Source organism: Ensifer sp., assembly GCF_035999185.1.
Taxonomy (GTDB): Bacteria; Pseudomonadota; Alphaproteobacteria; order Rhizobiales; family Rhizobiaceae; genus Ensifer.
The window spans coordinates 44,545-52,464 of the sequence record NZ_DASYHB010000171.1 but is presented as its reverse complement, the minus strand read 5'-3'; the positions used below and the strand labels follow the sequence as shown (position 1 = coordinate 52,464).

The following is a 7,920-nucleotide window of genomic DNA, read 5'->3' as shown; positions in this document are numbered from 1 at the left end:
CCTCACCCGCGACAGCCGCGTGGTCGAGCGTAAGAAGTACGGCCGTGCGAAGGCACGTCGTTCGTTCCAGTTCTCGAAGCGTTAATCGCTTCCAACTGCGACACTTGGAAAGGCGGGGCTATGCTCCGCCTTTTTTTGTTACTGTGCCCGCCCGAACAACATCGCAACGCCGACCTTTCGAGGCTTCCCATGGCAAACTCTCCCGTCGTTCAGACCCCTGAGCCGCCCTACTTCATCGTGACCTTCTCCTCGCGCAGAACGGCAGGCGATCACGGCTACGACAACATGGGAGAAGAAATGGAACGGCTGGCCCGTCAACAGCCTGGATTTCTCGGGCTGGAAAGCATCCGCGGCGCCGATGGCTTCGGCATCACCAATTCCTATTGGGCGGACGAAGAGAGCATCGCGGCGTGGAAGAACGACGTCCGGCACCTGACCGCCCAGCGGCTCGGCCGCGAGCGCTGGTACGAAGACTATCAGGTCCGCGTCGGCAAGATCGAACGGCAATACGGGTTCGAACGTTCCTAGATTTGCGCCTCAACTTGACGGTCACGGAACCGGGCTAGATCGGCAGTTCCGTCGTCGACTTGAGCTCGCGCAGCACGAAGCTCGACACGACAGTGCGCACATGTGGATTGCGCATCAGATACCGCGTCATGAAGGCGTCGTAGCTTTCGACGTCGTTGGCGCGGATCTTCAGCATGTAATCGAATGTGCCCGAAAGCGCGTAACACTCCATGATTTCCGGCCGGTCGCGCACCACCGCCGAAAACGCGGCAATCGCCTCGTCGTGGTGATCCTCAAGCGTCACGTGTGCGATGATGCAGAGTTTCAGATCGAGCTTGGCAGGATCGAGCAACGCCACCCGCTTGCGGATGACGCCGTCCGCCTCCAGTTCCTGCAGCCGCCGCCAGGCCGAGCTTTGCGACATGCCGGCTTTCTCGGCGAGATCGGACAGCGACTGACCAGTATCGGCCTGAATCAGCCGTAGCAGCCTCCGAACAGGCTGAAAATTTTCTTTCACGTCAGACGGCATCCTGAAATTTCCTCCCGCCAGCAGGCCTCCACCTGGCAACTGTGGAACAAATACTCGCGCCATCAGCGATACAATTGCAACAGGAGAAATTGTTCTGACGAACGAGGAGACGTCATGACCAAGGAAAGCACCTACACCGCCAGACTGCCGGAGCCGGACGGCACCTATCTCTATACCCCGGAAGAGGATGCGATCTGGGGCGAGCTCTATCAGCGGCAAATGAAGCTTTTGGCCGACAAGGCCTGCGACGAGTATCTGGAAGGCGCACGAAAGCTCGACCTCGGACCCTATCACGTACCGCAGTTGAAGGACGTGAACCGACGCCTGGCGGAAACAACAGGCTTTGGCGTCGAGGGCGTTCCCGCGCTCATTCCACCGTCGCGCTTCTATGAACTTCTGTCGCAGGGCAAATTTCCGCTGGCGACCTTCATCCGCCGGCGCGAGCACATCGACTACATCGAAGAGCCCGACATCTTCCACGAAGTCTTCGGCCACTGCCCGCTCTTGACCAATCAGAGCTATGCCAATTTCGTGCGCCGCTTTGGCGAGAAAGCCGTCTCGCTCGGCAAGGGCTATTCCTGGCACCTGTTCCGGATTTTCTGGTTCACCGTCGAGTTCGGCCTGATCAACACGGCGAAGGGCCGGCGTTGCTTCGGTGCCGGCATCGTTTCCTCGCCGAACGAGACGCGCAACGCCATGGAGACGCCGGGCGTCGAATTCCGGCCGTTCGACCTAATGACCGTTCTGCGCACGCCCTATCGCATCGATATCGTCCAGCCGATCTATTACGTCATCGAAAGCTTTGCCCAGCTCGAAGCGATCATCGACGAGGACATTGGCGCGCGTATCACCGAAGCCAAGGCGCTCGGCGACTTCGCGCCAACCTATGAGGCGAAGGCCTCCTAATCGCCGCCTATTCGGCCGGTGGGGCCTTGCCTTGCCGGCCGCGATTGTCCAACGTTCCGCCACCACAGGTTAGAGCGGGATGCGCGCAGAGGGTGCGCCTGCCCCGCCCCGGAACAGAGGCGGGACATGGCCAACAGGACAATCGATCATGCGCTGACGGCGCGCTCACTGACTTCGGCGGCATCCGATCCGACGCATGCCGGCATCCTCTCCTTCATGCGACGCAAGTACTCAAAGCAACTGAAGGGCGTCGATGCGGTCGTCTGGGGCATCCCCTTCGACGCCGCCACCTCGAACCGGCCCGGCGCCCGCTTCGGACCGCAGGCGATCCGCCGTGCCTCGGCAATCTTCGACAATGATCCACAATATCCTTTCGAGCGCGACCTCTTTGCCGACATGGCGACCATCGACTACGGCGACTGTCTGCTCGACTATGGCAATCATGCAAGAACGCCTGCAACGATCGAGCGCGAGGCGGCAAAGATCATCAAGAGCGGCGCCTATCTGCAGACGCTCGGCGGCGACCACTTCGTCACCTACCCGATCCTGAAGGCGCATGCGGCGATCCATGGGCCCCTCGCCCTCGTGCAATTCGACGCGCATCAGGACACCTGGTCGGACGAGCGCGGCAGGATCGATCATGGCTCCTTCGTCGGCCGCGCTGCCCGCGAGGGCCTGATCGACACGGACGCATCGATCCAGATCGGCATCCGCACCCATGCGCCGGAGGATTGCGGCATTCGCATCCTCTACGGCTACGACGTCGAGGAGATGAGCGCGGCCGAGATCGCCGAGACGATCATCCAGCAGGTGGGCGAGCGCAAGGCCTATGTCACCTTTGACATCGACTGCCTCGATCCCGCCTACGCGCCCGGCACCGGCACGCCTGTCGCAGGCGGCCCATCGAGCGCCAAGATCCTCTCGGTGCTGCGCAAGCTCGGAGCGCTCACGGTCGTCGGTAGCGATGTCGTCGAAGTGGCACCCGCCTACGACCATGCCGATATCACCGCGATCGCCGGCGCGACGGTTGCGATGTACATGCTGGGGCTGCACGCCGAGAAACTTGCCGAACGCGCACCGCTGCGCTGACGGCAAGCGTTGCCGTTGCGGGCAAGGGCTGGTGCTTGTATAGGAATTCTCGGGCTTGGCGGCGGTCCGCCTGCCTGTTGAGAAACTGATTCAATTCTGTGCCAGACTGATTCCGAAACGATCGGTAAGGCACTGGCGGGATGAGGAAAAGTGTCCGCGGTTTTCCATCCGCATCCTGCCGCACCTGCGACCTAACAGAACGGGAAAATCATGAAACCGAAGATCTTCATCGATGGCGAACACGGTACCACGGGCCTGCAGATCCGCACCCGCATGGCTGGCCGTAGCGATCTCGAACTGCTTTCCATCCCGGAAGCGGAACGACGCAACGCCGCCATGCGCGAAGATCTCCTGAACGAGGCCGACATCGCCATCCTCTGCCTGCCGGATGATGCGTCGCGCGAAGCGGTTTCCATGGTCTCGGGCAACAACAAGGTGCGCATCATCGATACCTCGACCGCGCACCGCATCGCGCCGGACTGGGCCTACGGCTTTGCCGAAATGGACAATGCCCAGCCCGCAAAGATCCGTGACGCACGTCACGTCGCCAATCCTGGCTGCTATCCGACGGGTGCTATCGGCGTGATCCGGCCGCTGCGCCAGGCCGGCATCCTGCCGGACGGTTACCCGGTGACGGTCAATGCGGTGTCGGGTTACACCGGCGGCGGCAAGCAGATGATCGCGCAGATGGAAGACGAAACCAATCCGGAGCACATCAGCGCGCCTCACTTCCTCTACGGCCTGACGCTCAAGCATAAGCATGTGCCCGAAATGAAGATGCACGGCCTGCTCGATCGCGCCCCGGTCTTTGCTCCTTCGGTCGGCAAGTTTGCGCAAGGCATGATCGTCCAGGTTCCGCTCTACCTCGAAGACCTCGCCCCAGGCGCCACGCTTGAGACGATCCATGCGGCGCTCATCGCGCACTATGCCGGCCAGTCGATCGTCGAAGTCGTACCGCTTGCACAGAGCGAGAAGGCTGCCCGCATCGATGCCACCGAGCTTGCCGGCAAGGACACGATGAAGCTCTTCGTCTTCGGCACCAGCGGCGGCAATCACGTCAACCTCGTCGCCCTGCTCGACAATCTCGGCAAGGGCGCCTCGGGCGCCGCCGTCCAGAACATGGACCTGATGCTGTCGGCCTGATCGGCGACGATCTCTAAAACAAAAAGACCCCGGCGAGCCGCTCGCCGGGGTCTTTTTGTTTTGGCATCTTGGTCGGTGTCAGTCGCGCAATTCGATCGCCGTCGGCCGCGGGTATTCACCATAGAAGCCGCGCCAATGGGCAATCGCGAACCCGAGCACGACCAGCGCCCCACCCTGGTGTGCCACGCCCCAGCCGATCGGCACCTGCAAAACAAGCGTGGTGATGCCGATGACCGCCTGGACACAGACGAGCAGGAACAGGAGGACCGAGCGGCGTGCGTGGGTGGTTTCAGGCGCCGCCCGCAAGGAGGCGATCATGTGCATCAGCGCGAAGGCAAACAGCACATAGGCGCCGATCCGGTGAACGAACTGCACCGTTTTCGGGTTTTCGAACAGGTTGATCCACCAGGGCTGCTGCAGGAAAAGATCCTGCGGGATGATCGCCCCGTCCATCAGCGGCCACGTGTTGTAGCTGAAGCCGGCGTCGAGACCTGCGACCAGCGCGCCGAGATAGATCTGGAACAGGCTGAAGATAGCGATGATCATCGCCATCTTGCGCGACCGGTCCGTGGGTGCCGCTTCGTTCGTATGCGGGCTGAGCCCACGGAAGATCCACATACAGGAAGCAAAAATCAGACAGGCGATGACGAGATGCGTCGCCAGCCGGTACTGGCTGACTTCCGTGCGCTCGACGAGGCCGGAGGACACCATCCACCAGCCGATGAAGCCCTGAAAGCCACCAAGCGCGAGGATGCCGAGGAGCGGCAGCCGCAGCCGGCGCTCGACCTTGCCGGTGAACCAGAAGAAGGCGAGCGGCAGCGCGAAGATCAGGCCGATCGTGCGCGCCAGCAGCCGGTGCGCCCATTCCCACCAGAAGATGGTCTTGAATTGCTCGACCGTCATGTCGCTGTTCATCTGCTGGTATTGCGGAATCCGCTGATAGAGCTGGAATTCCTCTTCCCATTCAGCGGCTGTCAGCGGCGGGATCACGCCGTGGATGGGCTTCCACTCCGTGATCGACAGGCCCGATTCGGTCAGGCGCGTGGCACCGCCCACGAGCACCAATGCAAAGAGCGTAAAGAGCACGACGGCGAGCCAGCCGCGGATCTGCCGCCGGTTGCGGTCGGTCTTGCCGATCTCGTTTCGAAGCATCTGTTCTGTCGCCATTTCGACGCCGGCCATCATGTTCCCTCTGATATCGCAGGGTTGTCGGCGGAGCGACCGGACGGATCAACGGTCGCACCTTCGGAAAGCCGTTGATTTGCACCAGAGCGGCATGCAAAACAAGGCCGAAACCTTTGCGGCATGCGGTCGCGGCCGTCCGCGCCCATGCAAGCCATCTGAAAGAAGCGAAATGCCCGTACGCCTCAGAAAGCTGATCGGCACGATCCTGATCATCATCCTCGTCGTCGTCTATGCGCTGGCGGCCGTCACCTTCGCCTCGCTGCTGCTTGGCGCAGCTCCGTGGTGGGTGCATCTCGCCTATTTCTTCTTCACCGGCCTGCTCTGGATATTGCCGGCGATGCTGATTATCAAATGGATGGAAAAGCCGGCGCGCGATCGCTGATCCAAGGCTGCGGCCATTCGAGGAGAAGCTCATGAGACTTGCGGTCATTGCTGATATCCATGGCAACGATCTCGCGCTCGAAGCCGTGCTCGCCGACATCGACGCGCTCGGTATCGTCGACATTGTCAACCTCGGTGATCACTTGAGCGGCCCGCTCAACGCAAGCAGGACCGCTGACATCCTGATCGAACGGCAGATCCTCTCGATCAGAGGCAATCACGATCGCTATCTCCTGACGGTCGATCCGCACGAAATGGGGCAATCCGATCGAGCGGCGTACGAGCAATTGCAGCCGGCGCACCGCGAATGGCTGACCACCCTGCCCGTAGCACACGTCTACAAGGACACGTTCTTCCTCTGCCATGCGACGCCGACCGATGACGAGACCTACTGGCTGGAGGCCCTGACCGCGGACGGAACCGTGCATATGTCCTCGCGCCCGGCGATCGAGGCCCAAGCCACTGGCATCGACTATCCGGTAATCCTGTGCGGGCATACGCACATCCCGCGCGCCGTCCGCCTTGCCGACGGCCGCCTTGTCGTCAATCCCGGCAGCGTCGGCTGCCCCGGATATGACGACGACCAGCCCGTGCCGCACAAGGTCGAGGCGGGCTCGCCGGATGCACGCTATGCCATCGTCGAGCAGACGGCTGCAGGATGGAACGTCACCTTTCGCAGTGTTCCCTACGACTGGATGGCGATGTCCAGGCTCGCTGAAAGCCGCAACCGCCTGGAATGGGCAAAGGCACTCGCGACCGGCTTTATCGACTGACGGCTGCACCATCTCGCGCGCGTCACTTCATGCTTTGCTAACCGCGATTATCGGTTGTTCCCGATCGCATTGATAAGCACTCTCGAATTAAACGGATGGTAGCGCCCTTGCGGTTCAATAGCTCCGCAACAGCGACCGGATGGCACAATCGATGACGAACTCGGATCTTACCATGGAGGGCCCAGCCGACCGCCGTGCGCACGCCCCCATGCGTGCAGGTCCCGCCAATGCCGTCGGCCGCTTCAAAGTCTCGGTCCACCGCAGTATGGAGCCGCTCGAGGCCGAATGGCGTTTGCTCGATGGCCTTGCCGTGAACTCGCTGCATCATGCCTACGACCTCTGCCGCTCATGGGCAGAGACGCACGGCAGCGACCTCGTGCTTCTGCGCGTCACGCTCGACGGTGAACTCTTCCTCATTCTGCCGCTGGAACTCAACCATGGGCGCCTGTTTCGTACGGCGCGTCTGATCGGAACGGAACACAGCAACCTCAATACCGGCCTTTTTGCCAGCGACGCTTCAGCCGTCACGACGCCTGATCTCGCCGCCATGCTTGATCGCGAAATCCGGCTGGCACTGCGCGGACTTGCCGACGTCGTCGCGCTCGACAAGGTGCCGAGTACCTGGCGCGGTGGCGTAAGCCCGTTTGCCTCCCTTCCCGGCGCCACCAATCCCAACCCGTCGTACCAGCTCCCCCTTCTCGGTAGCATCGAGCGCACTCTTGCGCAGATCAACGCGAAACGCCGTCGCAAGAAGATGCGGATCTCCGAGCGTCGACTGGCCGAGATGGGCGGCTACGAGTATGTGGTCGCCAACACCGCTGAAGAGGCAAGCGTCTTGCTTGATACCTTCTTCCGGCAGAAGGCGGCGCGTTTTGCAACGCTCGGCCTTCCCGACGTGTTCCAGGAAACCGAGACACAAGCGTTTTTCCACACGCTTGCCGCTCGCCGCAGCGGCGACGTCAAGCTCATGGAGCTGAATGCCATCCGCCTCAAAGGCGAGCACGATGGGCGAATCATCGCCGTCGCCGGGCTCTCACGCAAGGCAGACCATGTCATCTGCCAGTTTGGCTCCATCGATGATGTCCTGGCGGGCGACGCCAGTCCGGGTGAATTGTTGTTCTACAAGATGATCGACCGTCTTGCAGCCGAGGGCGTCCGCCTGTTTGACTTCGGCGTCGGCGATCAACCCTACAAGCGCTCGTGGTGCACGATCGAAACACCATTGCGCGATATCCTGTTGCCGGTCACGCTTGCGGGCCATCTCGCCAGCCTGCGCCATCGTCTCGTCGTATGGGCAAAGCGGATGGTGAAGGCGAACAAGTCCGTTTACGCCCGCATCCAGCGCACCAGACGACTCCGGCAAAGTGCAATCTCCGGCAAAAACGCCGCATGAGCCGAGCGACGGCT

Annotated in this window: 10 protein-coding genes; 8 read left to right on the top strand and 2 right to left on the bottom strand. The window is 61.7% G+C overall.

Annotated features, from left to right (window positions below; genetic code table 11):
* Positions 1–85 (top strand): 30S ribosomal protein S9 (gene rpsI / locus VGO04_RS23350; RefSeq protein ID WP_327498349.1); only part of this gene is annotated, 85 nt, incomplete at its 5' end.
* Between the two features lie 104 nt (positions 86–189).
* Positions 190–528, top strand: a complete 339-nt coding sequence (locus tag VGO04_RS23345) for an antibiotic biosynthesis monooxygenase (RefSeq protein WP_327498346.1) — start codon at positions 190–192, stop codon at positions 526–528.
* Positions 529–562: 34 nt separating this feature from the next.
* Here VGO04_RS23345 and VGO04_RS23340 read toward each other — a convergent pair whose 3' ends face one another.
* Positions 563–1,036: an Lrp/AsnC family transcriptional regulator gene (locus VGO04_RS23340; RefSeq protein WP_327498345.1), complete on the bottom strand. Its 474-nt coding sequence runs from the start codon at positions 1,034–1,036 to the stop codon at positions 563–565.
* Positions 1,037–1,150: 114 nt separating this feature from the next.
* On the opposite strand from VGO04_RS23340, the gene VGO04_RS23335 reads away from it, so the two are divergent.
* The 3 genes from VGO04_RS23335 to argC all read left to right on the top strand — a co-directional run bounded on the left by VGO04_RS23335 (position 1,151) and on the right by argC (position 4,174).
* On the top strand, positions 1,151–1,942 hold the full coding sequence (locus VGO04_RS23335) for a phenylalanine 4-monooxygenase (protein WP_327498344.1): 792 nt from the start codon (positions 1,151–1,153) through the stop codon (positions 1,940–1,942).
* 126 nt (positions 1,943–2,068) lie between these two features.
* The gene (speB, locus tag VGO04_RS23330) at positions 2,069–3,031 is read left to right on the top strand and encodes an agmatinase (protein WP_327498343.1); all 963 of its coding nucleotides are present in this window, start codon (positions 2,069–2,071) and stop codon (positions 3,029–3,031) included.
* 210 nt (positions 3,032–3,241) lie between these two features.
* The gene (gene argC / locus VGO04_RS23325; RefSeq protein WP_327498342.1) at positions 3,242–4,174 is read left to right on the top strand and encodes an N-acetyl-gamma-glutamyl-phosphate reductase; all 933 of its coding nucleotides are present in this window, start codon (positions 3,242–3,244) and stop codon (positions 4,172–4,174) included.
* Between the two features lie 78 nt (positions 4,175–4,252).
* Here the strand turns inward: argC and VGO04_RS23320 are convergent, their stop codons facing one another.
* Positions 4,253–5,356: a COX15/CtaA family protein gene (locus VGO04_RS23320; protein ID WP_327498341.1), complete on the bottom strand. Its 1,104-nt coding sequence runs from the start codon at positions 5,354–5,356 to the stop codon at positions 4,253–4,255.
* Positions 5,357–5,528: 172 nt separating this feature from the next.
* Between VGO04_RS23320 and VGO04_RS23315 the strand changes: the two genes are divergently transcribed.
* From VGO04_RS23315 to VGO04_RS23305, 3 genes are all read left to right on the top strand, one after another.
* A complete protein-coding gene (locus VGO04_RS23315; protein ID WP_057252395.1) occupies positions 5,529–5,741 on the top strand; it encodes a DUF2842 domain-containing protein in 213 nt (70 codons plus the stop codon).
* 31 nt (positions 5,742–5,772) lie between these two features.
* On the top strand, positions 5,773–6,513 hold the full coding sequence (locus tag VGO04_RS23310; RefSeq protein WP_327498340.1) for a metallophosphoesterase family protein: 741 nt from the start codon (positions 5,773–5,775) through the stop codon (positions 6,511–6,513).
* A 151-nt stretch (positions 6,514–6,664) separates the two neighbouring features.
* On the top strand, positions 6,665–7,906 hold the full coding sequence (locus VGO04_RS23305; protein WP_414650589.1) for a GNAT family N-acetyltransferase: 1,242 nt from the start codon (positions 6,665–6,667) through the stop codon (positions 7,904–7,906).
* Positions 7,907–7,920: the final 14 nt, after the last annotated feature.

Bases quoted from the DNA above. Each gene is read 5' to 3' on its own strand.
- VGO04_RS23345 (WP_327498346.1), top strand. From the start codon at position 190: ATGGCAAACTCTCCCGTCGTTCAGACCCCTGAGCCGCCCTACTTCATC.
- VGO04_RS23340 (WP_327498345.1), bottom strand. From the start codon at position 1,036: ATGCCGTCTGACGTGAAAGAAAATTTTCAGCCTGTTCGGAGGCTGCTA.
- VGO04_RS23335 (WP_327498344.1), top strand. From the start codon at position 1,151: ATGACCAAGGAAAGCACCTACACCGCCAGACTGCCGGAGCCGGACGGC.
- speB (WP_327498343.1), top strand. From the start codon at position 2,069: ATGGCCAACAGGACAATCGATCATGCGCTGACGGCGCGCTCACTGACT.
- argC (WP_327498342.1), top strand. From the start codon at position 3,242: ATGAAACCGAAGATCTTCATCGATGGCGAACACGGTACCACGGGCCTG.
- VGO04_RS23320 (WP_327498341.1), bottom strand. From the start codon at position 5,356: ATGGCCGGCGTCGAAATGGCGACAGAACAGATGCTTCGAAACGAGATC.
- VGO04_RS23315 (WP_057252395.1), top strand. From the start codon at position 5,529: ATGCCCGTACGCCTCAGAAAGCTGATCGGCACGATCCTGATCATCATC.
- VGO04_RS23310 (WP_327498340.1), top strand. From the start codon at position 5,773: ATGAGACTTGCGGTCATTGCTGATATCCATGGCAACGATCTCGCGCTC.
- VGO04_RS23305 (WP_414650589.1), top strand. From the start codon at position 6,665: ATGACGAACTCGGATCTTACCATGGAGGGCCCAGCCGACCGCCGTGCG.